Origin of the sequence: uncultured Catenibacterium sp., assembly GCF_900540665.1 — a bacterium.
GTDB lineage: Bacteria > Bacillota_I > Bacilli_A > Erysipelotrichales > Coprobacillaceae > Catenibacterium.
The window spans coordinates 1-24340 of record NZ_UQGV01000022.1; the positions used below are offsets into that span (position 1 = coordinate 1).

The 24340-nt window shown below is 35.5% G+C and carries 26 protein-coding genes, 6 tRNA genes, 1 pseudogene and 1 riboswitch; of the genes and pseudogenes, 18 read left to right on the forward strand and 15 right to left on the reverse strand.

Annotated elements, in window-relative coordinates; all coding sequences use genetic code 11:
- Nucleotides 1–110 precede the first annotated feature (110 nt).
- Both QZQ55_RS04375 and QZQ55_RS04380 read left to right on the forward strand, forming a co-directional pair.
- Nucleotides 111–668: a chromate transporter gene (locus tag QZQ55_RS04375; protein WP_295090367.1), complete on the forward strand. Its 558-nt coding sequence runs from the start codon at nucleotides 111–113 to the stop codon at nucleotides 666–668.
- A complete protein-coding gene (locus tag QZQ55_RS04380; RefSeq protein ID WP_295090370.1) occupies nucleotides 665–1210 on the forward strand; it encodes a chromate transporter in 546 nt (181 codons plus the stop codon). Before QZQ55_RS04375 ends, QZQ55_RS04380 begins: the two co-directional genes overlap by 4 nt.
- A gap of 22 nt (nucleotides 1211–1232) precedes the next feature.
- Here the strand turns inward: QZQ55_RS04380 and QZQ55_RS04385 are convergent, their stop codons facing one another.
- The 5 genes and pseudogenes from QZQ55_RS04385 to QZQ55_RS04405 form a co-directional block, all read right to left on the reverse strand.
- Nucleotides 1233–2966 (reverse strand): ABC transporter ATP-binding protein, encoded by a 1734-nt coding sequence (locus QZQ55_RS04385; RefSeq protein WP_295090373.1) that lies wholly within the window; start codon nucleotides 2964–2966, stop codon nucleotides 1233–1235.
- A 37-nt stretch (nucleotides 2967–3003) separates the two neighbouring features.
- Nucleotides 3004–3762, reverse strand: a complete 759-nt coding sequence (locus QZQ55_RS04390) for an HAD family hydrolase (RefSeq protein ID WP_295090376.1) — start codon at nucleotides 3760–3762, stop codon at nucleotides 3004–3006.
- Between the two features lie 220 nt (nucleotides 3763–3982).
- Nucleotides 3983–5296, reverse strand: coding sequence for a glycoside hydrolase family 32 protein (locus QZQ55_RS04395; protein WP_295090379.1), 1314 nt, complete (start codon nucleotides 5294–5296; stop codon nucleotides 3983–3985).
- Nucleotides 5297–5377: 81 nt separating this feature from the next.
- Nucleotides 5378–5914: pseudogene (locus tag QZQ55_RS04400) on the reverse strand (histidine phosphatase family protein).
- Complete coding sequence (locus QZQ55_RS04405) at nucleotides 5914–6192, reverse strand: glutaredoxin (RefSeq protein ID WP_295090382.1); 279 nt, start codon at nucleotides 6190–6192, stop codon at nucleotides 5914–5916. Before QZQ55_RS04405 ends, QZQ55_RS04400 begins: the two are co-directional and overlap by 1 nt.
- A 232-nt stretch (nucleotides 6193–6424) precedes the next feature.
- Here QZQ55_RS04405 and QZQ55_RS04410 point away from each other — a divergent pair, with 232 nt between their 5' ends.
- From QZQ55_RS04410 to QZQ55_RS04480, 15 genes are read left to right on the forward strand one after another with little or no spacing between them, the layout of a single operon-like run.
- Nucleotides 6425–6964 (forward strand): biotin transporter BioY, encoded by a 540-nt coding sequence (locus QZQ55_RS04410; protein ID WP_295090384.1) that lies wholly within the window; start codon nucleotides 6425–6427, stop codon nucleotides 6962–6964.
- Between the two features lie 13 nt (nucleotides 6965–6977).
- Nucleotides 6978–7208: an acyl carrier protein gene (acpP, locus tag QZQ55_RS04415; RefSeq protein ID WP_295090386.1), complete on the forward strand. Its 231-nt coding sequence runs from the start codon at nucleotides 6978–6980 to the stop codon at nucleotides 7206–7208.
- Between the two features lie 44 nt (nucleotides 7209–7252).
- Nucleotides 7253–7678: an acetyl-CoA carboxylase biotin carboxyl carrier protein gene (accB, locus tag QZQ55_RS04420; protein WP_295090389.1), complete on the forward strand. Its 426-nt coding sequence runs from the start codon at nucleotides 7253–7255 to the stop codon at nucleotides 7676–7678.
- Nucleotide 7679: 1 nt separating this feature from the next.
- Nucleotides 7680–9041: an acetyl-CoA carboxylase biotin carboxylase subunit gene (locus tag QZQ55_RS04425; protein WP_217106232.1), complete on the forward strand. Its 1362-nt coding sequence runs from the start codon at nucleotides 7680–7682 to the stop codon at nucleotides 9039–9041.
- Nucleotides 9034–9894: an acetyl-CoA carboxylase, carboxyltransferase subunit beta gene (gene accD, locus QZQ55_RS04430; protein ID WP_295090393.1), complete on the forward strand. Its 861-nt coding sequence runs from the start codon at nucleotides 9034–9036 to the stop codon at nucleotides 9892–9894. Before QZQ55_RS04425 ends, accD begins: the two co-directional genes overlap by 8 nt.
- 10 nt (nucleotides 9895–9904) lie before the next feature.
- Nucleotides 9905–10843, forward strand: coding sequence for an acetyl-CoA carboxylase carboxyltransferase subunit alpha (locus QZQ55_RS04435; RefSeq protein ID WP_295090396.1), 939 nt, complete (start codon nucleotides 9905–9907; stop codon nucleotides 10841–10843).
- Complete coding sequence (locus tag QZQ55_RS04440; RefSeq protein ID WP_295090399.1) at nucleotides 10836–11756, forward strand: beta-ketoacyl-ACP synthase III; 921 nt, start codon at nucleotides 10836–10838, stop codon at nucleotides 11754–11756. Before QZQ55_RS04435 ends, QZQ55_RS04440 begins: the two co-directional genes overlap by 8 nt.
- A 10-nt stretch (nucleotides 11757–11766) precedes the next feature.
- Nucleotides 11767–12702 (forward strand): nitronate monooxygenase, encoded by a 936-nt coding sequence (locus tag QZQ55_RS04445; RefSeq protein WP_117458885.1) that lies wholly within the window; start codon nucleotides 11767–11769, stop codon nucleotides 12700–12702.
- Nucleotides 12699–13736, forward strand: a complete 1038-nt coding sequence (locus QZQ55_RS04450; protein ID WP_295090402.1) for a nitronate monooxygenase family protein — start codon at nucleotides 12699–12701, stop codon at nucleotides 13734–13736. Before QZQ55_RS04445 ends, QZQ55_RS04450 begins: the two co-directional genes overlap by 4 nt.
- Complete coding sequence (gene fabD / locus QZQ55_RS04455) at nucleotides 13733–14656, forward strand: ACP S-malonyltransferase (protein WP_295090405.1); 924 nt, start codon at nucleotides 13733–13735, stop codon at nucleotides 14654–14656. The genes QZQ55_RS04450 and fabD overlap by 4 nt, the downstream gene beginning before the upstream one ends.
- Nucleotides 14643–15395 (forward strand): 3-oxoacyl-[acyl-carrier-protein] reductase, encoded by a 753-nt coding sequence (gene fabG, locus QZQ55_RS04460; RefSeq protein ID WP_295090408.1) that lies wholly within the window; start codon nucleotides 14643–14645, stop codon nucleotides 15393–15395. Before fabD ends, fabG begins: the two co-directional genes overlap by 14 nt.
- A gap of 10 nt (nucleotides 15396–15405) precedes the next feature.
- Nucleotides 15406–16656, forward strand: coding sequence for a beta-ketoacyl-ACP synthase II (gene fabF, locus QZQ55_RS04465; RefSeq protein ID WP_295090411.1), 1251 nt, complete (start codon nucleotides 15406–15408; stop codon nucleotides 16654–16656).
- Entirely contained in the window at nucleotides 16643–17071 is a 429-nt protein-coding gene (fabZ, locus tag QZQ55_RS04470; RefSeq protein WP_295090414.1) for a 3-hydroxyacyl-ACP dehydratase FabZ, read from the forward strand. Before fabF ends, fabZ begins: the two co-directional genes overlap by 14 nt.
- Nucleotides 17071–17739, forward strand: a complete 669-nt coding sequence (locus QZQ55_RS04475; protein WP_295090417.1) for a biotin--[acetyl-CoA-carboxylase] ligase — start codon at nucleotides 17071–17073, stop codon at nucleotides 17737–17739. The genes fabZ and QZQ55_RS04475 overlap by 1 nt, the downstream gene beginning before the upstream one ends.
- A 54-nt stretch (nucleotides 17740–17793) precedes the next feature.
- Nucleotides 17794–18249 (forward strand): MarR family winged helix-turn-helix transcriptional regulator, encoded by a 456-nt coding sequence (locus QZQ55_RS04480; protein WP_187011707.1) that lies wholly within the window; start codon nucleotides 17794–17796, stop codon nucleotides 18247–18249.
- Nucleotides 18250–18548: 299 nt separating this feature from the next.
- Here the strand turns inward: QZQ55_RS04480 and thiD are convergent, their stop codons facing one another.
- The 8 genes from thiD to QZQ55_RS04525 form a co-directional block, all read right to left on the reverse strand.
- Nucleotides 18549–19967 (reverse strand): bifunctional hydroxymethylpyrimidine kinase/phosphomethylpyrimidine kinase, encoded by a 1419-nt coding sequence (thiD, locus tag QZQ55_RS10845; protein ID WP_363128270.1) that lies wholly within the window; start codon nucleotides 19965–19967, stop codon nucleotides 18549–18551.
- Nucleotides 19954–20754, reverse strand: coding sequence for a hydroxyethylthiazole kinase (gene thiM / locus QZQ55_RS04495; RefSeq protein WP_295090420.1), 801 nt, complete (start codon nucleotides 20752–20754; stop codon nucleotides 19954–19956). Before thiM ends, thiD begins: the two co-directional genes overlap by 14 nt.
- A 33-nt stretch (nucleotides 20755–20787) precedes the next feature.
- Nucleotides 20788–20888, reverse strand: a riboswitch (TPP riboswitch).
- Nucleotides 20889–21179: 291 nt separating this feature from the next.
- Nucleotides 21180–21262 (reverse strand) — tRNA-Leu (locus QZQ55_RS04500).
- Between the two features lie 7 nt (nucleotides 21263–21269).
- Nucleotides 21270–21345 (reverse strand) — tRNA-Lys (locus QZQ55_RS04505).
- An 8-nt stretch (nucleotides 21346–21353) separates the two neighbouring features.
- Nucleotides 21354–21429, reverse strand: a tRNA-Gln gene (locus QZQ55_RS04510).
- Between the two features lie 7 nt (nucleotides 21430–21436).
- Nucleotides 21437–21521, reverse strand: a tRNA-Tyr gene (locus QZQ55_RS04515).
- 2 nt (nucleotides 21522–21523) lie between these two features.
- Nucleotides 21524–21599 (reverse strand) — tRNA-Thr (locus QZQ55_RS04520).
- A 25-nt stretch (nucleotides 21600–21624) separates the two neighbouring features.
- Nucleotides 21625–21700: transfer RNA gene (locus QZQ55_RS04525), tRNA-Val, on the reverse strand.
- A gap of 342 nt (nucleotides 21701–22042) precedes the next feature.
- Between QZQ55_RS04525 and QZQ55_RS04530 the strand changes: the two genes are divergently transcribed.
- Entirely contained in the window at nucleotides 22043–22378 is a 336-nt protein-coding gene (locus QZQ55_RS04530; protein ID WP_295090423.1) for a hypothetical protein, read from the forward strand.
- A 29-nt stretch (nucleotides 22379–22407) separates the two neighbouring features.
- Here QZQ55_RS04530 and QZQ55_RS04535 read toward each other — a convergent pair whose 3' ends face one another.
- Both QZQ55_RS04535 and QZQ55_RS04540 read right to left on the reverse strand, forming a co-directional pair.
- The gene (locus tag QZQ55_RS04535) at nucleotides 22408–23868 is read right to left on the reverse strand and encodes a HEAT repeat domain-containing protein (protein ID WP_295090426.1); all 1461 of its coding nucleotides are present in this window, start codon (nucleotides 23866–23868) and stop codon (nucleotides 22408–22410) included.
- Nucleotides 23869–23934: 66 nt separating this feature from the next.
- The coding region (locus QZQ55_RS04540) for a 5-formyltetrahydrofolate cyclo-ligase (RefSeq protein WP_295090427.1) at nucleotides 23935–24340 on the reverse strand (406 nt) is incomplete at its 5' end.

Below are 24340 nucleotides of genomic sequence, written 5' to 3' on the forward strand. Positions count from 1 at the left end.
GACACCTTAACTTAACTACCCGATGGTATTAGTTTTCTTTAACTTAATACCATTGGTTGAAAAACTGGTTTTTTTCATATATAAAATGATATAATACACGCTATAAGAAGGTGAATATTTTGAAGAAGAAATTAGTAAAACTATTCTTTTCTACTCTTTACTTAAGTGCTTTTACTTTTGGAGGTGGATATGTCATCGTCTCTTTAATGAGAAAGAAGTTTGTCGATGATTATCATTGGATTGATGAAGATGAGATGTTAGATTTAGTGGCTATTGCACAAAGTGCACCAGGACCTATTGCGGTTAACGGTGCTATTGTTGTGGGGTATAAGATGGCAGGACTGCTTGGTATATTCATCTCAGTACTCGCCACAATTATTCCTCCTTTTGTGATCATATCGATTATTTCTGTCTTTTATGAAATATTTAAGACTAATCTGATTGTATCTCTTATGTTAGAAGGGATGCAGGCAGGAGTAGGCGCAGTCATTGCATCCGTATGCTTCGAAATGGGCAGTGGACTGTTAAAAGAAAAGAATAAGTTTTATCCTGTTATTATGATAGGTGCTTTTGTCGCCAATTATATATTCAATATCAATGTTATGATTGTGATACTCATCTGTATCATGATTGAATTACTTTATTCTATGAAAGGGGTGGAGTCATGATCTATTTACAGCTATTCTTAAGTTTCTTACAGGTAGGTGCATTTAGTTTTGGTGGCGGTTATGCAGCTATGCCGCTTATTAAGCAGCAGGTTATTACAGCTCATCATTGGTTATCTGTTTCTGAATTCACTGATCTTATATCTATTTCACAGATGACACCTGGCCCTATCGCAATCAATTCAGCGACTTTTGTCGGTATCAAGATAGCTGGTATTCCTGGCGCAATATGTGCCACTATCGGCTGTGTATTACCTTCATGCATTATTGTAGGTATAATCAGTTATTTCTATCTCAAATATCGACATATGGATAAATTACAGAGTGTTTTAAAGATGTTAAGACCAGCCGTTGTTGCTTTAATTGCGACTGCTGGTGTCTCTATTCTTACTACTGCATTCTTTGGTGAAAGCTTGAATACACTTAAAATACATCTTGTCGTGATATTTAGTATATGCCTTATCCTGCTCACTAAATATAAATGGGATCCTATTCTTGTCATGCTTCTTGCTGGTGTGATGAATACAATTTATTACTATATTTAAAAACGACCGCGAGGTCGTTTTCTTATTTCATCAATTCCTGTGTATGTACAAGTTGTGCATAGGCACCATTATTTTCTAATAATTCATGATGCGTTCCTAATTCAATGATTCTTCCTTCATCAATAACCGCAATACGATCTGCATTCTTGACTGTAGATAAACGATGCGCAATCACAATAGTAGTACGTCCCAGTGATAACTTATCAAATGTTTTCTGAATCTTAGCTTCAGTAACACTATCTAATGCACTTGTAGCTTCATCCAAAATAAGAACAGGTGGATTTTTTAAGAATATTCTTGCGATAGAAATACGCTGTTTCTGTCCACCTGATAATAAGACACCACGTTCTCCTACGTTGGTTTCAAAGCCATCAGGCATTTCCATAATATCATCATAGATTTCAGCTAGTTTAGCTGCTTCAATAATATCTTCCATTGTTGCATCTAATTTACCATAACGGATATTTTCCGCAATACTATCCGCAAATAAGAAGACATCCTGAGAGACTACACCGATATTGTTATGTAGAGATGTTTGAGTCACATCTCTTACATCATGACCATCTACTAAAATAGCCCCTTTTGTGACATCATAGAATCTAGGAATAAGCTGAGATAAAGTTGTTTTACCTCCTCCTGAAGATCCTACTAAAGCAAGTGTTTCACCAGGATGAATATGTAAATCAACATCTGTTAAGATATCTCTATCCTTTTCATAGGCAAAGCTGACATGATCAATATCAATCTGTCCAGTTACATGTGTGAGTTCTTTTGCATCAGGACGATCTTCTAATTGAGGTTTTGTATTTAATAATTCTACAAAACGATGTAATCCTGCTGTCCCATTCGCAAATAATTCCGCAAAATTAGATAATTTACGCACTGGATTCACAAATGTAGAAACATATAAGCTAAAGGTAATAAGATCAATTGTATCCATCTTTCCCTGCATTATAAGTACACCACCTACTGCAATAACGATCAGTGATAATGAGCACATAAAGAATTCCATAATCGCATTAAAACGACCCATAGCCTTATGAAACTGCTTCTTAGATGTTTTATATGTATCATTAGATGTATTGAACTTCTGTTGTTCAATTGTTTCATTCGCAAAAGCTTTGGCTGTTTTCATACCAGTAAGACCTGATTCGATATCAGTATTAATAACTGCAACCTTCTGTTTAACGCGAATAGAGGCTTCACTCATAGAGTGACGTGATTTCCATACAACAAGTATGAAAACAGGTATCATAATCGCAATAACTAAAGCAAGACGCCATTCAATTGTGAACATGATAATAATAGAACCAATAATAGTGACAGTAGAAATGAATAGGTCTTCTGGTCCATGATGTGCAAGTTCTGTAATATCAAATAAATCAGTAGTCAAACGGCTCATTAACTGCCCAATACGATTATTATCAAAATAACCATAACTTAATGACTGCATATGTTCAAACAAGTCCTTACGCATATCTGCTTCTACAAGAATACCAAACGTATGCCCATAATAACAAATTATATAAGTAAAGAATGAACGAACTAAATAAGCCAATAAGAAGATGATCATCACCATCCAGAATGTCTTATAGATACTATTTGGTAATAATGTATACATGCACCATCTAGAGACAAATGGAAAAGCAAGATCAATTAAAGAAATCATTAACGCACATGCAAGGTCTAAAAAGAATAGACGACGATGTGGTTTAAAATAAGATATAAATGTTTGAAAATCAGTTTTTTGTTTCATAGTGACCTCCCTCGGGTTATTATGCCACATTTTAATGTTAAAGTAACTTATAATGTTTTAAAGCTTTAGAAATTCCTTCATTATCCACTGTATCAGTGATATAAGTTGCCTGCTGTTTTAAAACATCAACACCATTTCCCATCGCTATGCGTTGTCCTGCTTCTCTAAACATAGCCTGATCATTATAGCCATCACCAAATGCATAAGCATCATCTTTGTTAAGTGAGAAGTGTTCAATAATATACTTGATTGCATGTCCTTTATCAAAGATAAGAGTAGAAGTATCGCATGAACCAGCGCCACCATGATCATTAATAATACGATTATCTTTAAACGCTTCTATCATCGTATCTCTCTTTTCTAACGTATCATAGAAGAAATCACATGTATAATAAGTTCTTTCTTCATCTTTAATATGTTCTTCACCATATTCCTTCTTTATATGTGTGAGTACATCTCCTTCTAAATGATAAGGCGTAGAAAACACATCAGAGACAAACAGTCCTCCACATCCTAAAGTATCTAGCTTATACTTAAGGTTATCTACCTCATCTTGTGTAAATGGAACGCCATGAAGTTTTTCACCCTTGTAGCTGATATAACGTCCATTACATGAAATAATACCTGAAACCAGTTTTCCAAAAAGATTCTCTGCATAATAAGGTGCACGTCCTGTGCAGATAAATGTATCATACCCCTTCTCTTTTAATGCTTCTAACGCATCTCTATTTGATTCTGGAATATGTCCATGAATAGCGAGTGTTCCATCAATATCAAAAAATAATACTTTTCTCATCATATAATCCTCCCTTATATGTATTCTATCAAAAAAATCAGAAGAGATTAATGTCCCTTCTGATTTCTATATGCATAATATTTCAATTGTCTTTTCACTTTTTGACTGATACATACAAATCCAAGTGAACATAAAGTCGCAAGTATATCTCTCATCATATGTGCGCCTCCTAGTTAGTATATTCTAACTATATATAATATGTGAGAAATATGCAAATGATTTATCTTGTGAAAATTGTACAATCAGAAATCTGTGTCTCTTCTTCTTTTAAATGATAGATAATCTGACTCACTACATAATAGCCATCATTCACAAAGATTTCGATAACACCTTCATCATAATAGATTTCTAAATCACACTGACCATTTAATACAGGTGTTTTATGAATATTGTATAGTTCATCATTATTCACAGATACAGCTGTACGATCTACAACAAGCTGGTCATTCATATAAGAAATCTTAACACCACCTAATGTGATTGTTTCATTGTCTTCTAGAGTTGTTTTCATTAAGAAAGGTGCATCAAAGTCAATAGTATCTGTTTTATGAATAAATGTATTCTTAATGAATGGATGTACATTCTGATAAACATGTCCATCTTTATAAGAAAGATGACGTGGCATTGTGAATAAACCAATCCATTCTTCACCTTCTAAGACTTCCTTCATACGCATCCATCCTAGAATAGTACGTTTGTTGTTTTCATCTAAGAATGTCTGAGGGGCATAGAAATCAAAGCCATAGTCAATAAACATAGGGTCTCCTGCCTTAGACATTGTACATGTTTCTTCATCAAAGTTGACTGGCATAATAGCCGCATTACTATTAGGACATGGATAACCATCTAAGTTTTCAGGTGAGAAGACTAAGAAATACTGTCCATCTAATTCAAATAGATCTGGACATTCCCACATATTTCCAATATCAGGATCAGTATATCTATTCTTATAAGTGAATGTCATTCCATCTTCACTTTCATAAAATAATACTTCTCCATCAAAATCATCCCCATGAGGAATCTTACTTCCTAGAATCATATAAACATGTCCATTCTTACCTAACCAGACTTTAGGATCTCTTGTATGCTGAAGATGTCCTAAAGAAGGATCAGTAATTACATCAACAACCTTATATTTAGATTCTTTATTATTGAAGTGATATCCATCATCACTAATTAATAATGCCTGTGATGCGATTAAGTCATCTTTAATAAGTGGCTTATGGATATATTCAGGATTTTCAATACGATACTTAATGGCTGTGTAATATAAATACATCTTGCCATTATAGTTAAGTGCTGAACCTGAGAAGATTCCGTTTCTGTCATAATCCTTAGAAGGATATAAAGCGATTGGGAGATGCTTAAATGTCTGGAAATCCTTAGTGACTGCATGTCCCCAATGCATTGTGCCCCATGAAGTATCATATGGGAAATGCTGATAGAAAATATGATATTCTCCATTAAAATAAATCAGCCCATTTGGATCATTGATCCAGTTTCTAGGTGCTGTAAAGTGTAGTTCTGGTCTCATTATTGTATACCTCCATCTTACTATTTATTATACTGATATCGTAACATATTTAATCACAAAAAGAAGTACTTGCTGTACTTCTTAGTAATTATACTTCTTTAATTGGCAGTTTTTTATGCCAAAGGCTGAAAATTCATCATTAGTCATATCGTGAAAATAAGATTCAATAATACGGGAAATACCATTATGAGCGACTAAGAGATAAACATGCTTGTCGTCCTTCTTCACATCATCAATGAGACTATATATACGATGCGCCAAATGAAGCATTGTCTCTCCTCCTTCAAATGAGTTCACAAAATTTGTCTTCGCCTGTTTGAATTCCTCACCATCCCTAGGAGTGGATTCATATTTTCCAAAATTCTGTTCCTTAAGTCTTATTTCTTCTCTTGCTGGAATACCTGCCACTTATGCAATATGTAATGCTGTATCTTTTGCACGACTAAGTGGTGAATAGAGAATCTGATCTATATGGATATGATGTTCCTTAATACATTGTCCGAGTTCTATAGCCTGCTTATGTCCTAATTCTGTTAAGTCAATATCTGTTGCGCCGCAGATCTTATTTTCTACATTCCAGATTGTCTGACCATGACGTGTAAAATAGAAATGTCCCATTAGTTTAATGCCTCATCAAATACACGTTTGAAGTTTGCTTTGATTGAATCATAATCATCCTGGATTGTACATTCAAAGCATTTCTCTTTTCCAATAAATAAAGAAGGAACCGCATAATAGTCATAATTTTCAGCTAAAGCGACATTTTCACTTTCTTCAATTTTTTCTATATCCAATGACTGATATGCTTTATTTTCCGTCATGAGTTCATCCATCGCTTTTTGTGCCTTCTTACAAAATGGACATTCTTCTAAATAAAACATTGTGATCTTTTTCATATACATCCCTCGCTTTCTGTCTCTATTATTCTCTTTTTTCTCTATTTAATCAACTGATATGACTAGAATGTAAGTGCTTCACATATTATTTTTAACTTCAAACAAGTATTAATATTGTACAATTATGCTACTTTTGTCACATTTGGTGCTGATATATTTGATTTTTTCTAGTAAGAGTCTATAATGCATTTCAAGGAATACTTTGATATTCCAAGTAGTAAAGGAGAATGATATGAAATCTAATGTTTCAAATCTAGTCAGAGACGCATTAATGTTAGGAGTATTAATCTGTTTATCACAGATTTCTGTAACTTTGCCTACAGCTGTTCCTATCACATTGCAGACCCTGGCCATCTATCTCATAGCGTGTCTTATGACACCTAGTCATGCATTCTATACAGTGCTTTGTTATTTGATTATGGGAGCTATTGGTCTTCCAGTATTTAGTCATTTTAATAGTGGTATGGGTGCTCTTATAGGTCCAACAGGTGGATTCTTATTTAGTTTTCCTATCATGGCATTGGTAATGAGTACAGTAATTACTCATGATCGTTCATTAAAGGGTCATATTCTTGCCATGATCATTGGAACAGCCATTACTTATGGACTTGGAAGTATTTACTTCATGTATACAATGAAAGCTACACTTACAAGTACATTAATGGCCTGTGTATTCCCATTTCTTCTTGGTGATGCCTTGAAGATTGCAATTAGCTGCACACTGGCAGTTAAGCTAGAAAAAGTTGTATTAAGAAAGACAGTATTGTCATAAGGAGGATATAAACATGACAACATTTGATAAAGTAAAAGATATTATTGTAGACTCACTTAGCTGTGATGAAGAACAGGTAACATTAGAAGCATCTTTAAAGGATGATCTTGATGCAGATTCATTAGACGCTGTTGAATTAATTATGGCTGTAGAAGATGAATTCGATGTACAGATTCCTGATGAAGCAGCTAACAACATGGCAACAGTAAAGGATATTGTTGATTACTTAGAAGCAAATGCTTAATTTTTTAAATAAATAGTTTGAATTTCAAAGAAAGAAGGTTTTCTATGGATTTAGTCAGAGAGTTGATGGAAGCTTTTGAACAAGCTGATATCGATAAGATGAAAATTGAAATGGAAGGCGTGAAACTTGAACTTGAAAAGAGTCAACAGGTGCAGGTAACTGCACCTGTCACTGTATCTAGTGAAAGTGCGCCTGTTGTAAAAGAAGTAAAGGAAGAAAAAACAGTTATTAGTGGTACAGAAGTAAAGGCCCCTCTTGTAGGAGTTTATTATTCTTCTCCTTCCCCAGATGATCAGCCTTTTGTCAAGGAAGGGTCAAAAGTCACTAAGGGACAGACATTATGTATTATTGAAGCCATGAAGGTTATGAATGAAATCAAGGCGCCTGTAGATGGCACTGTCCGTTCTCTATTAGTGAAGGATGAAGATTTAGTCAGCTTTGATCAGACTTTAATGATCATCGAGGAATAGTATGTTTAAGAAGATTTTAATTGCGAATCGTGGAGAAATCGCTGTTCGTATTATTCGTGCATGTAAAGAGATGGATATTTTAACGGTAGCCATTTATTCTACGGCTGATCAGAATGCATTACATGTACAGTTAGCGGATGAAGCAGTATGTGTCGGTGGTCCTAAGAGTGCTGATAGTTATTTAAATAAGGAAGCGATTATTACTGCAGCTGTTGAGACAGGATGTCAGGCTATTCATCCAGGTTTTGGTTTTTTATCTGAAAATAGTGATTTCGCAAGACTAGTGGAAACATGTGGACTTAAATTTATTGGTCCTAAGGGTGATGTTATTGATGCATTAGGTAATAAGTCCAAGGCAAGAGAAATGATGATTGAAGCAGGTGTTCCTGTTGTACCTGGATCTAATGGTTCAGTCAATACATATGAAGAATTAAAAGAAGTTGTGAATGAGATTGGTTATCCTGTGCTTATTAAAGCGAGTGCCGGTGGCGGAGGACGTGGTATGCGTAAGGCCTTTAGTGAAGATGAACTAGAGAATGCCTTTATGACTGCCAAAGCAGAAGCCAAAGCATGCTTTGGGGATGATGATATGTATGTAGAGAAGCTTGTATTGAATCCTAAGCATATTGAGTTCCAGATTTTAGCGGATGAGCATGGCAATGTCATTCATTTAGGTGAAAGAGACTGCTCTATTCAAAGACGTAATCAGAAGATGATAGAAGAAGCACCATGTAAATTACTGGATGATTCTTTACGTTTAAAGATGGGTGAATCTGCCGTTAAAGCAGCACAGGGTGCTGGATATACCAATGCTGGGACTGTTGAGTTTGTTTTAGATGAACACAACAACTATTACTTCATTGAGATGAATACGCGTATTCAGGTAGAACATCCTATTACTGAAATGGTCACTGGTATTGATCTCATTAAGCAGCAGATTCGTATTGCATCAGGTTTACCTTTAAGCTTTAAACAGGAAGATATTACTTTACAAGGTCATTCTATTGAATGTCGTATTAATGCGGAAGATCCCTTCCATAACTTTAGACCATGTCCTGGTCAGGTGAACTTCATGCATTTACCTGGAGGACCAGGTGTAAGAGTGGATACGATGTTATATACAGGTTATACACTCCCTACTCAATATGATTCAATGGTCGCAAAAGTGATTGTCCATGCCCCTACTCGACTAGAAGCAATCAAGCGTATGAGACGCGCTTTAAGTGAACTTGTGATTGAAGGTATTACGACTAACCAGACATTACAGTTCTATATCCTACATCAGCCTGATTATATTAAAGGACATTTTAATACAAGCTTTATTGAAACACATTTAGATGAGATGGTGAGTGAAAATGGATAGTATCTGGAAGAAAAGAAAACAACAATTACAGGACTTTCGTCGTTATTTAAATAAAGACAACAAAGTCAAGAAGCAGGAAGTGCCTGATGGGTTATATCAGGCATGTCCTAACTGTAATAGTACAATTCGTACACTTGATTTAAAGAATCATTTACAGGTATGTCCACAATGTGGTCATCACCTCTTTATTGATGCTTATGCACGTTTAGATGCGTTGTTTGATCATGGTAAATATAAGGAATACTACACTTCTATGAAATCAGGAAATCCATTAGGATTCCCTGGTTATGAAGAAAAACTTGAGAAGTATGAATATAAGACAGGTTTACATGATGGGGTTGTTGTCGCAGGTGGTCGTATTGATCATATGCGTACGATTGTCGTTGTGATGGATCATCGTTTTATGATGGCTTCTATGGGTAGTGTGGCTGGTGAAAAGATTACACGTGCAATTGAAATGGCAACAAGAAAAAAATTACCTTTGATTATTTTTACATCAAGTGGTGGTGCAAGAATGCAGGAAGGCATCTTCTCTTTAATGCAGATGGGTAAGACATGTGCTGCATTAAAACGTCATTTAGATGCTGGACTTCTTTATATTTCTTATTTAACACATCCTACAACAGGAGGTGTCACTGCATCATTCGCAATGCTTGGTGATATTAATATTGCAGAACCAGAAGCTTTAGTTGGTTTTGCAGGACCTAGAGTTATTGAAAGTACTATGAAGACAAAGCTACCTGATGGATTCCAGCGTGCTGAATTCTTAGAGAATCATGGCTTTGTAGATATGATTGTGGAACGTGAGAAGATGCGTGACACATTGGCTTTATTATTACGTATGCATGCATAAGGAGGTTTATATGTCTTTAAAGGAAAAGGAAGAAAAGATTGCGGAGCTAGAAAAGAAGCTTGCAATCATTAAGAATGATAGAGAAATAGATTCCAGTAAGATTGAAGAAACAATCAATGATTATAAGAAAGAGACATATTCACATCTTTGTGCATATGATCGTGTTTATCTTGCAAGAAAGCCCGAGCGTTCTCATATACATGAGTTTATTGATCATGTGTTTGATGAGTTTGTAGAAATGCGTGGTGATCGTTATTTCAAGGATGATCAGGCAATTGTCGGTGGTATTGGGATGTTTAATAACATGCCAGTCACAATTATCGGACATCAAAAAGGAAGAAGCATTGATGAAAATTTAAAGTGTCAGTTTGGTATGGCAAGTCCTGAAGGGTATCGTAAAGGGATGCGTTTAATGAAACAGGCAGAGAAGTTCCATCGTCCTATTATTACTTTTATTGATACTCCGGGTGCTTATCCTGGTATTAGTTCTGAAGAGAATGGTATTGGTGAAGCGATTGGTCAGAGTCTGATGATGATGAGTGATTTAGAGGTTCCTATTATTGTGATTATTACTGGTGAAGGGGGAAGTGGTGGTGCTTTAGCCCTAAGTATCGGTGATCACTTAGCTATGTTAGAGAATGCGGTTTATTCTGTTTTATCTCCTGAAGGTTTTGCATCTATTCTTTGGAAAGATGTGAAAGGAGAACGTATTGAGGAAGCATGTGAAGTCATGAAGATGACAGCTGAAGATTTATATCATTATGGGATTATTGATGAAATCATCAAGGAACCTCTAGGTGGTATGACTACAAATCCTGTCGCTGTATATAGAAATATACGTAAGGTGATTAGAGAACAGTTAGATATTCTAGTCCCAATGGATGTAAATACTTTAATACGCAAGAGATATAACAGATATCGTAAGATTGGAGAATGGAAGAATGGATAAAGGTATTTCTGTCATCGATACAGGATATTATGTACCTGAGAATGTACTGACTAATGATGATCTATCAAAGATAGTTGATACGAGTGATGAATGGATTTACCCCCGCACTGGTATCAAGAAACGTCATATATGTAAAGATGAAACACTTATAGATATGGCTTATAAGGCATCTTTAAAGGCATTAAACAACATCAATAAAGAAGATATTGGAATCATTATTGTGGCAACAATGTCTTCTCCCTATAATACCCCTTCTATTGCCTGTCTCTTACAGGAACGTTTAGGTTTAAATAATAATGTATTTGCGTTTGATTTAAACGGGGCATGTAGTGGGTTTGTCTATGCATTATCAGTGGCACGTTCATTACTTTATACAAGTGATAAGCGTTATGCCTTAATTATTGGTGCTGAACAGCTTTCAAATCTCATTGATTGGAAAGATCGTACAACATGCATCTTGTTTGGTGATGGCGCTGGTGCTGTTGTCATAGAGAAAGAAAATAAGTTATTTTGTGATTATCAAGGATCAGAAGGCAATGAAGAAGTGCTTTATGGTTTAAAGAATGATTATTTACATATGGAAGGTAAAGAAGTATTTAAGTTTGCGACAAGAGTTCTTCCTATGTGTATAGAGAAAGTATTAGAGAAAGCATCACTTACTAAAGATGATATTGATTACTTTGTGGTGCATCAGGCGAATGAAAGAATTATTCGTCATGTCTATAAGAAAATGAAAATAACATCGGATAAGTTTTATCTGAATGTCGATGAATATGGTAATACATCTGCTGCAAGTATTCCTCTTGTACTTGGAGAGATGAATGAAAAGAAGTTATTAAAAAGAGGTATGAAGATACTCTGTGTTGGTTTTGGTGCAGGACTAACTTATGGTGCCAATCTGATAGAGTGGTAAGGAGAAGACTATGTGGTTAAATGAAACATTAAAGATTAAATACCCTCTTATTCAGGGTGGTATGGCTAATATTGCGACAGGTGCTTTTGCGGCAGCTGTATCTAATGCAGGTGGTTTAGGACTTATTGCAGGTGGTGGTATGTCTCCTGAAATGTTAAGAGAAAATATCCGTGAAGCAAAGAAACTTACTGATAAGCCTTTTGGTGTTAATTTGATGTTATTACATCCTCAAGCAGGAGAAATGGCTGATATTGTGGTAGAAGAAAAAGTACCTGTTGTTACAACAGGTGCTGGTAATCCAGGTATTTATATTAAGAAATGGAAGGAAGCAGGTATTATTGTGATGCCTGTAGTCCCTAGTGTTGCCCTTGCGAGACGTATGGAAAAAGCAGGTGTGGATGCCGTTATTGCGGAAGGAACTGAATCTGGTGGTCATGTAGGAGAATTGACTACTATGGCTTTAGCACCACAGGTAAAGGCTGCAGTGAATATTCCTGTGATTGTTGCAGGTGGGATTGCAAGTGGTAAACAGCTTCTTGCAGCAGTTGCACTTGGTGCTGATGGTGTACAGGTTGGTACTATTCTTCTTGCAAGTACAGAATGTCCTATTCACCAGAACTATAAGAATGCGATTATTAAAGCAAAAGATACTGATACAACAGTAACTGGACGTATTGCTGGAACTCCTGTACGTATCTTAAAAAACAAGATGGCACGTACTTATATTAAGAAAGAAAAAGAAGGAGCCGAAATGATGGAACTAGAGAAGTATACATTAGGTTCTTTAAAACGCGCTGTATTTGAAGGTGATGTAGAAACCGGTTCTTTAATGAGTGGTCAGGTAGCTGGTATGGTGCATGAAGAAAGAAGTCTTAAAGACATCATTGAAGGTTTATTTAAAGAATATGAAGAAGAAAAGAAGCGTGTGATGGAGGTTCATCTATGAAAATAGGATCACATTCTTTATCTCTCCCTTTAATTCAGGGAGGAATGGGTGTTGGTGTTTCCTTAAGTTCTTTAGCTGGAAATGTAGCTAAGAAAGGCGCAATGGGTGTTATTTCTACAGCTCAGATTGGTTTTAAAAAGCCTTCTTTTCTTAAAGATACAAAGAAAGCGAATCTAGAAGCGATTGATGAAGAAATCAAACGTGCTAAAGAGATTTCAAATAATAACGGCATGGTAGCAGTCAATGTCATGGTAGCCTTAAGTGATTATGAACAGCATGTCAGACAAGCTGTTAAAAGTGGTGTAGATGCGATCATTTCTGGGGCTGGTCTTCCTTTAAAACTTCCTGAATATGTGGATGAAAAGACAGCGATTGCGCCTATTGTATCTTCTGGTAAGGCAGCACGTTTGATATTAAACAAGTGGAAACGTCAATATGATCGTACAGCTGACTTTATTGTGATTGAAGGATATAAAGCAGGTGGTCATCTTGGATTTAAGAAGGAAGAACTATTAGAGAATACATGTGCTTCTCTAAAGGATATCTTGAAGGATGTTAAAGAAGTTGTAAAAAGCTTTGAAGAGCTATTTAATCACTCTATTCCAGTCTTTGTCGCTGGTGGCATCTATACTAATGAAGATATTAAAGAGATGTTAGAAGCTGGTGCGGATGGTGTTCAGATGGGTACACGTTTTATTGGTACTTATGAATGTGATGCTTCAATGGAGTATAAGAATTATTTTATTAATGGTAAGAAGGAAGATATCAAAATTGTACAGTCTCCTGTTGGTATGCCAGGACGTGCTTTTATGACACCTTTTATGGAAAAGACACATCCTATCAAGAGATGTTTTAGATGTATTGCGAGCTGTGATATGAAGTCTATTCCTTATTGTATTACTCAGGCTTTAATTAATGCGGTAAATGGTGATTGTGAGAATGGTCTTGTATTTACTGGCACAAACGGATATCGCATTGACAAGCTTGTACATGTAAGTGATCTGATTGATGAATTAATGGAGGGTATTGTATGAAACTCGGTTTTATCTATGCAGGACAAGGAACACAATATGTAGGTATGGGACAGTCTTTTTATGAAAATGATGAAGACTGTAAGAACTTATTAGATAATGTAAAGTTAGATTTTGATTTAAAGGATATCATGTTTAATAGTGATGAAAAGACTATTAGTACGACACGTTTCACTCAGCCAGCGATGGTAGCAGTTGCCAATATGGCGACTCTTCTTTTAAAGAAGAATGGGATTACACCTGATTATGTATGTGGTTTATCATTAGGTGAATACAGTGCTTTAAGTGCAGCAGGTGTATTTGACCCTGAAACAGCAATTCAAGTTGTAAGAGAAAGAGGTCTTGCAATGGAAAAGGCAGCTGAAGGTATAGAAAGTGCGATGATGGCTATTCTTGGACTTGAACGTGAGCCATTACTTGATATATGTGTTGGCTGTGATGGGTATGTTTCTATTGCGAACTATAACTGTCCTGGACAATTAGTTATTGCAGGAGAAAAGAAAGCAGTAGAAGAAGCTGGTCAGAAGGCATTGGATCATGGTGCAAGAAGAGCTGTACCTTTAAATACAAGTGGTCCTTTCCATACATTGTTATTAAAGGATGCAAGTGCAAGACTTCATGAAGTATTTAAAGATGTTACATTCCATGAAATGAATGTACCAGTAATCTTCAATTGTACTGGTAAGGTATTAGAAGATTGCAGTGTTCAGGAGATGTTAGAGAAACAGGTCATGAGTACTGTATATTTTGAAGATAGTATTCGTACTATGCTTAATAATGGTGTGGATACAATTATAGAGATTGGACCTGGTAAGGTATTAAGTGGTTTTGTCCGTAAGATTGATAGAAAAATCAAGACATATCAGGTAGAAGATATGGCTTCTTTACAGAAGTGTGTGGAGGCATTAAATGAAACTAAGTAATAAGGTTGCCCTTGTCACTGGGGGGTTAAAAGGTATTGGACATGCGACAGTGATGGAACTTGCCATGCAGGGTGCAGATATTGCATTAAATTATCGTGCAAGTGAAAAGAATAAAGTATTAGCTGAAGAATTAGTAAAAAAGCTTAAAGATCTTGGTAGAGATGTATTATGTGTTGAAGGTGATATTTCTCATGAAGAGGATGTAGAAAACATCTTCAAGAGTATCAAGAAGTACTTTGGACATCTTGATATTCTTGTGAATAATGCAGGTATTACAAGAGACCAGTTGATTTTAAGAATGAAAATAGAAGACTTTGATGCAGTGATTAATACAAATCTTAAGGGAACTTATTTATGTATGAAGCAGGCAAGTCGTTTAATGATGAAACAGAAGTCTGGCCATATTATTTCTTTATCTTCTGTCGTAGGTGTGGTTGGTAATGCAGGACAGGTCAACTATGCAGCAAGTAAAGCAGGTGTTATTGGTATGACAATGTCTCTTGCGAGAGAATTAGGTCCTAGAGGTGTCACTGTGAATGCAGTAGCTCCTGGATTTATTGAAACTGATATGACAGAAGTATTAAGTGATGAAGTAAAAGAGGGTTTAAAGGCATCTATTCCTTTAGGAACACTTGGACATGTAGAGGATGTTGCAAAGACAATCGCATTCCTAGCAAGTGATGATGCAAAGTATATTACAGGACAGACCATTCATGTAGATGGTGGAATGGCTATGTAAGGAGGAGCTTATGACAAAACGTAGAGTAGTAGTTACAGGTATAGGAACTATTAATCCTATTGGACATAATGTAGAAGAAACATGGAAGTCTATTGAAGAGGGAAGATGTGGTATTGCGCCTATTTCTTTGTTTGATACAAAAGATATGAAGGTCACTCTTGCTGGTGAAGTTAAAGACTTTGATGTCACAAAGTATATTGATAAGAAAGAAGCCAAAAAGATGGACCGCTTTATCCAGATGGGTATGATTGCGGCTAAGGAAGCAATGGTTGATAGCGAACTTGATATCAATAGTATTAATTCTCATCGTTTTGGAGTGATTGTATCAAGTGGTATTGGTGGTTTAGGTTCTATCGAAAAGAACTATCAGACAGGAGAAAAGAGAGGTTTTGATAGAGTATCTCCTTTCTTTATTCCTATGACTATTTCTAACTTAGCAGCGGGACATATTGCGATTGCTTATCATGCACAGGGATTATGTACTTGTCCAGTGACTGCCTGTGCAGGTGGTACAAATGCGATTGGTGATGCATTCAGAAATATTCGTGATGGATATCAGGATGTGATGATTGCTGGCGGATGTGAAGCTTCAGTAACTCCTTTAGGTATTGGTGGATTTACTTCTATGAAGGCTTTAAGTGATGCCACTGATCCTACCCGTGCTTCTATTCCTTTTGATAAAGAAAGAAATGGATTTGTCATGGGTGAAGGCGCTGGTATTCTTATTCTTGAAGAATTAGAACATGCCTTAAAGAGAGGCGCACATATTTATGGTGAAATGACTGGTTATGGTGTAAGCTGTGATGCCCATCATATTACTGCCCCACTTCCTAATGGTGAAGGTGGTGCCTATGCAATGCAGAATGCATTAGATGATGCAGGCATCAATTATGATGTGATTGATTATATTAATGCACATGGTACTTCTACTCATTTAAACGATTTATGTGAAACTGAAGCGATTAAATCAGTATTTAAGGAACATGCATACAAGCTTGCAGTAAGTTCTACTAAAGGTCATACAGGACATTGTTTAGGGGCTGCAGGGGGTATTGAAGCAGTACTATCAGTATTAGCCTTAAAGCACGACTTTATTCCTCCTACTTTAAATTATCAGGTAAAGGATGAAGAATGTGATTTAAATGTAGTACCAAATATTGGTGTTAAGAAAGATCTTCATTATGTGATGAGTAATTCATTAGGTTTTGGTGGACATAATGCAAGTATTATATTCAAGGAGTATGACAATGGAACTAAATAGTAATGAAATTGCGAAGATTAATCCTCATCGTTATCCATTTGCGCTTGTAGATCGTATTACTGATTATAAGCCAGGAGAATATGCGAAGGGCATTAAGTGTGTCAGTGTGAATGAAATGCAGTTTATGGGGCATTTTCCTGAACATCATGTGATGCCAGGTGTATTGATTGTAGAAGCTTTAGCACAGACTGGATGTATTGCGATATTAAGTCAGGAAGAACATCAAGGTAAGATTGTCTTCTTTGCAGGAATCAATAAATGTAAGTTTAAAGGTCAGGTCATTCCTGGAGATGTGATGGAATTAGAATGCACACTCACAAGAATGAGAGGTAAGATTGGTATTGGTGAAGCAAAAGCAACAGTAAATGGTAAAACTGTTGTACAGGCTGAACTCACTTTTGCGATTGGTGAATAATGAAATATATAGAATTTGAAGAAATTGATTCTACTAATACATATATACATGATCATTATCAGGAATTAGATGATGATACGATTGTTCGTGCTCATTATCAGACTCATGGTCGTGGACGTTCTAATCATATCTGGGAGGCAAAAAAGAATGAACAGCTTCTCTTTAGTTATTATATGAAACAGAACGTGGATCCTTTAAAGGTGTCTGCAATTATGGCTTATGCGATTGTGACAGTTCTAAGAATGAAACAGATCAATGCATTCATTAAGTGGCCCAATGATATATATGTAAATAATCAGAAGATTGCAGGTATTCTTGTAGAGACGATTTACGAGAACACTTTACAGGGTATTATTATTGGGACAGGATTAAATATAAGTAAGGGTTCTTACTATTCTCTATCTGATGTGATAGATCATCCTATTGATAAAGAAAAGCTGATGTTGAATATTATCGATACATTTAAGAATATGCTTCATATGCCTTTTGTATCTTTATTAGATGGCATGAATCGTCATTCGTATTTACAAGGTAAGAAGATTCCCTACAAAGAATATGGTTTAGTGAAATTCTTATATCTAGATGAGAATTGTCATCTTGTGATAGAGGATGAAAACAAGAAAAAGCATACGATTCTCTTAAATGAATTATCATTAGGTCGTATATAATCAGTCTTCTCAAATATGTGATAAAATTGTAGAATAGAGTCAAGGAGTGGAATTATGGACGCGAAAAAGAATAATTTAATGGATTCTATTAATACAGTTTTTAAACTCGCCATTAAAGTACAGGAAGATTATATTAAATATAGTCCTTTTCCTGAATTATCAATGAATGAAATGCATATTATAGAGGCTGTAAGTAAGCAGCAGTTTCCTACTATGACAAATGTCGCAAAGACATTGAAGGTAACTGTAGGAACATTAACTACTAATGTGAAGACTATTGTGAATAAAGGTTTTCTTACAAGAGAACGTTCTTCTGCGGATCATCGTGTCACATATCTACGTATTACTGATAAGGGATATCAGGCATTAGAGGTTCATAACCAGTTCCATAGGGATTTATCTGAACTTTATAGTCAGCATATTCCTGATGAAATGATTGGCTGGGTATATGATACAATAGAGAACGTCATAGAAGACTTAAAAGAATACCAGAAAAAACTTAATAAATAATATAAACCCCTATAGAAGGTGTAATTCTTCTATAGGGGTTTCTTTTAACTTAATTTATTTCATTTTAACTTTGTGAATGTTAATGTGTAAATTTTTAAGTTAAATAAAAAAATCCTCCAGATGATATATCTAGAGGATATTCATAAGATATGCCCACCTTCAAGTAATAGATATATAACTCGAAGAAGCAAAATAAATAATATGAGTATAAACCATGCTTTGAATTCTTTCATGCCCTTAACCTCTTAACAGAGATTATACCAGGCAGTTATGGAATTATTGTGTATTTATCAATATTTTTAGATATTGTAGCCATGATCCATAGGACCACTTCCCTGACCTAAATCTAACATGGCACCTATTGCACCAGAAAGATATGTTTTAGCATGTCTAACTGATTCTTCTAGTGTATAGCCCTTAGCTAAGTTGGATGCAATCGCACTTGATAAAGTACATCCTGTACCATGTGTATTACTGTTGTCTATTCTATGTCCTTTAAACCAAGTACCTTTTTCACCATTGTATAAGTAATCATTAGCATCATTTAATTGATGTCCACCTTTGACTAATACAGCACAATGATATGTGTCATAGATCTTCTTAGCTGCTATTTCCATATCTTCTACAGTCTTAACTTCCATATCAGTGAGTACTTCTGTTTCTGGAATATTAGGAGTAATGACTTCAGCAATAGAAAGTAATTCTTCCTTTAATGTAGAGATAGCTTCATCACTAATAAGCTTTGCGCCACTTGTCGCAACCATGACTGGATCTACCACAATATGCTTCGCATCATAATGTTTCAACATTTCTACAATAGTATGAATAAGTGCTTTAGAAGACACCATACCAATCTTAACAGCTTCAGGATAGATATCATCAAATACAGCACGAATCTGGCTTTCTAAGAACTCTGGAGTAACATCCATAATATCTGTCACACCCGTTGTATTCTGGGCTGTGAGGGCTGTAATAGCGCTCATACCAAATACTTTATTGGCAAGCATTGTCTTTAAGTCTGCTTGTATTCCTGCACCACCACTAGAGTCACTACCTGCAATAGTTAAACATGTATGCATTGTTTCATAAAGTGCATCCACACGCTTCTTTAAATCAATAGTAGCCTGTTTGATATTCTTCTGGCCAAATAAAGCACTAATAACCGCAATACCATCAATACCTGTATCTTTAAGTAATAAGCAATTATCATAACTAATTCCACCAATGGCTACCATTGGAAGATCCACTGTATCCGTCATTTCTTTTAAACGCTTGATACCTAATACTTCTGCATCATCTTTAGAAGATGTAGGGAAAATAGCCCCTACACCTAAATAGTCTGCACCTTGTTCTTTCGCAATTCTTGCTTCTTCTATAGTATGTGCACTCACACCAATGATCTTGTCCGGTCCAAGTATTTCTCTTGCCTTCACGCATGCCATATCATCCTGACCCACATGAACACCATCTGCATCTATTTCCTTAGCAAGCATAACATTATCATTAATAATAAATGGGATATCAAACAAACGACATAGTTCTTTAATACTCTTTGCTTCTTCATAGAAAGAGGCTTCATCTAAATCTTTTTCTCTTAGCTGAATACAAGTGGCACCACCCATTAAAACATCTCTTACCTGCTCATATAGAGTCTTCTCTCCTGTCCAATGACGGTCAGTAACAGCATAGAGTCTCAACATGTCATTATTGAACTTCATATTTACCACTCTTTTCTAGTTCTTCATCAGTCATATTGAATAATGCATCGATTAAATAAGTACGAAGTGTTGCATTACCTTCACCTTCTTTTAATTTAGATGCACCAATTTCACCCGCAATACCCATGGACATAACAGCTGCCGCAGCACTATCTACACTATTTTCTACTGTTAAGAAACAGCCTAAGATACCTGATAACATACATCCAGTACCAGTAATGGCACTCATTTCTTTACATCCATTATTGATCATATAGCACTTATTACCATCAGTGACATAATCTACAGGACCAGTCACAATAATAATAGTATTGAGTTCTTTTGCGAATGCTTTGATATCATCAATGAGATCATGTGAGTTCTTCTGATCTTCCACTGATGCATCTACACCTTTAGTATGACCTGTACCAGCCATTAAAGTCTTAATTTCTGAAACATTCCCTTTGATGGCATCAAAATGAATTTGTTCTAATAGTTCTTTACATGTATTAGTACGTAAATCAGTCGCACCAGCACCTACTGGATCTAATACAGTTATATGCTTACACGCATTAGATGCCTTACCTGCTTCAAACATAGAAGCAATCTTCACCTGGTTGAGAGTCCCAATATTAATATTTAATGCATTACTGATAGAAGTCATCTGTGCCACTTCTGTGATCTCATCTGACATAATAGGACTGCCACCAATTGCAAGAATCGCATTGGCTACATCATTCACTGTTACATAGTTAGTGATGTTGTGTACTAATGGTTTTACTTCTCTTAATTTCTTAATGTAGTTCATATTCTTTTCCTCCATAAAAAAGAGCACGCTGAAAGAGGGTGCTCATAAAATTCCTACGTTGGCATTATCCAAATCAGGTTTCATGGTCAAGACTTATGTCTACTCTCAGCAAATTAGCTCCCATTTCAATTATAATAATATGTTAAAACATTCAGTTATGAAAAACAAGGGATTTCATAATTGAGAATAATATAGTGTATCATCATTGTGCCATTATATATTTACATATTGTGTATATCTTATTATAGTACTATAATATATTACGCATTCTGTTATAGCTTCCCAAATATCTGAGATATCTCAATTAATGAGCTTCCCCTCATTAACATCTCTTCTATGATAGAATGTAATCTACCAGCAATGGTAGGTTTTTTTATTTTAAGACATAAAAAAAACACCGAATACTTCGGTGTCTGCATTCAGAATGGTGCGGGTGACAGGACTTGAACCTGCACGCCGAAGCACTAGATCCTAAGTCTAGCGTGTCTGCCAATTTCACCACACCCGCATCAAGATGGTGACTCGCAGGGGATTTGAACCCCTGACCCTCTGATTAAAAGTCAGATGCTCTGCCATCTGAGCTAGCGAGTCAAAAAAGATGGCTGGGATAACTGGATTCGAACCAGTGAAATGACAGAGTCAAAGTCTGTTGCCTTACCCCTTGGCTATATCCCAATAAAGATGGTGGGGAGAGACGGATTCGAACCATCGAACTCATAGAGAACTGAGTTACAGTCAGCCGCGTTTAGCCACTTCGCTACCTCCCCACTGGTGCCGACTAGAGGAATTGAACCCCCAACCTACTGATTACAAGTCAGTTGCTCTACCAATTGAGCTAAGTCGGCGTGTGTTGCTAAATTTTAATAAAAATGGTGGAGGTTAACGGGCTCGAACCGCTGACCCTCTGCTTGTAAGGCAGATGCTCTCCCAACTGAGCTAAACCTCCGCTGCGGGTACTATATTATCATCATATTTACTCTAAGTCAACAGAAATTCTGAACTTTTTCACAATTTTATATTTGTATATATTTGATTAAATGACTCTTTTATTGATTTTTATTGAATTTTTCATGTTTTTTTGTATTTTATTTGCTTTTTGTTATAAGAACGATTACAATTTAACTGTACCTAGAAATAGGTATATTTAAAGGCTCTTGTTTAAGGCCGCTCTCAATGACACATACATTTGCTTTCCTTATTCAAGAGCTTTTATTGCGTCATGAGAGCATTTTTTTATTTGACAAATACTCTAATAGAGGCTATATTCATTAAAAACAGAGGTGATAGTATGCAAAAATTCACATTTGATGATGAAGATGACTCTATTAAAGATACTAAAAGAGAGAATTCTATTCAACAGGAAGAGAAAGAGCCAGAAGTAAAAGAAGTTGTTAAGACTAAAGTGAAACATAAAAGATCACATTCTTTACCTAAACGTACTAAAACGAAGGTAAAGTATAAAGAGAAATCACATCCTGTGATGACTTTTATTAAGACTTTCGTATTATTAGTATTACTTGTCATTATATTAGTAGCACTTGCGTTTGGTATACGTTTTTATTTAGATAATCCAGAAACTGTAAAGCAGTGGTTCTGGGAAGGTTATCGTTATTTATTCAGATAGAAAAAGAGGTCCTCTAATGGGGGGGGCCTCTATTTATTTACCTGAATAATGAAGAAATAAGCCATTGTCTTACCTCTAGGTACATCATAATGTTCTATGAGTGTAAGATAGTCTGAATTAAGTCTTAAATTCTTCTCTACAAGAGATATTTCAGTTGTATAGATAAATACATACCCTTCCGGTAAAACGTGTCTGTGGATACGTTTAAAGAAGTTATCATAGATATTCTTTAAAGCACGTGTATCTTTCATCTGTGCATAGGTAGGCATATCAGTAAAGATTTCATCAAACATTTCATTATTCACAAAACGGTTGGCATCTTTATTTACAAAGTGAATTGGCTGATTAGCTGCAATCGCATTCTTCTTAGCTGCTTCTAAGCCTTCTCCGTAAATATCTAATCCCATCGCAAACTTAACTGGTTTAGCCATACATCTTTCAATAAGTGTAACACCACTACCACAGAATGGATCTAATACACGAGAATGCATGCTCATATAAGGTTTAGCCACTTCCATAAGTGTTGCTGCTACATAAGGCTGCATTGAGTTAGATATGATTTCACGTCTATAGTTAAAGCGTGGATTGTCTAATGAACTCAACTTCAAATAAACATTCACTGTTCCAGGCTTTAATTCTCTGATTAATAATTCAATATCATAATCAGATGTTACATTCTGAAGATGTGAAGGCATCTCTTCAATGAGTTCTTGAACCACATCATTGATAACAGCTGATTTCTTTTCTCTCATTTGATCAACCAAGCGATAATAGAAACATCCTTCTGCATCATATAAACGGTGTAGTACGTCTACCAAGTTACTTTGCGCAATACGTTTACCAATTAAATGCCCATCCTGAGCAAGTCCTGAACAACCTGATAATGGGAAAATCATTTCTCTATAATTACGTAAGCCTAGAAGGTCATAAATAGCCTTTGTACGGACTAATACGCCCTGTCCTACTGGTTTATAACGTAAATGCTTCACCTGTTCAAAAAGTGTATATTGATAATAAGGAAGTGTTGTAAGAATAACATCGACTTCTTTATGCAATAATCGGATTGACTTCTTCTTATGATAAGAATATGAACGAATCATCGGATTTAATACTTTTAATTGTGCTTTTATATGCTTGCTGTCTACCACTTCAGAATTCATGAGTCCATTCTGTATTTCCTGTAATTCCTTAATATAAGGTTTACAGTCATAATGACTCATTCCTTTCAAATAGGCATCCTTTACAAAATCCTTTTCTTCATTCTTATAAGCATCTAAAAGAACAGATGCCATTAAAGAATTCTTTGTATATCCTAATAATAGTGCCGCATTCTTTCTTACCTTAGGATCTTCATGAGTTAAACAGTCACATAGTTTTTCTACAATAGGACCTTCTAATGTATCACTTGCTGTCATTGAACCTTTTAATTTTATTAGATTTTGACGCAGATCAGTGTCTGCGAGAATATTCTTTACAACATTTTTTTCCATATAAAACACCTCATAATCATATCTATTATATCAAATTTATCCCTTTGTTACTATAAAAAAAGTGTCTTAGAAGACACCTTTTTGTGTAATTATGTGATTAAGTGGGACATCAAGTGGATGAGGATGGGTATTTTCTACTTCTTGAAAATCAAATGCTAGACCGATAGTTAAGGCATCCGTCTTTTTTAAACAGCGGTCATAGAACCCACGACCATAGCCGATACGATTATGATTCTTATCAAACATCAGCAATGGTACTGCAATCACATCTAAACCCTTAACATCCATATGTTCATTAGTAGAAGGTTCTAGAATATGAAAAGCCCCTTCTTTTAGATCATCCATACTATATATTCTCTGGAAATCCAGTTCTTCTCCTACACATTTTGGTACATAGATTTCTTTTTCTGATATGTATTTTTCTATTAGATAAAGTGTATCCACTTCATGACGATAAGACATATAAAAGCCG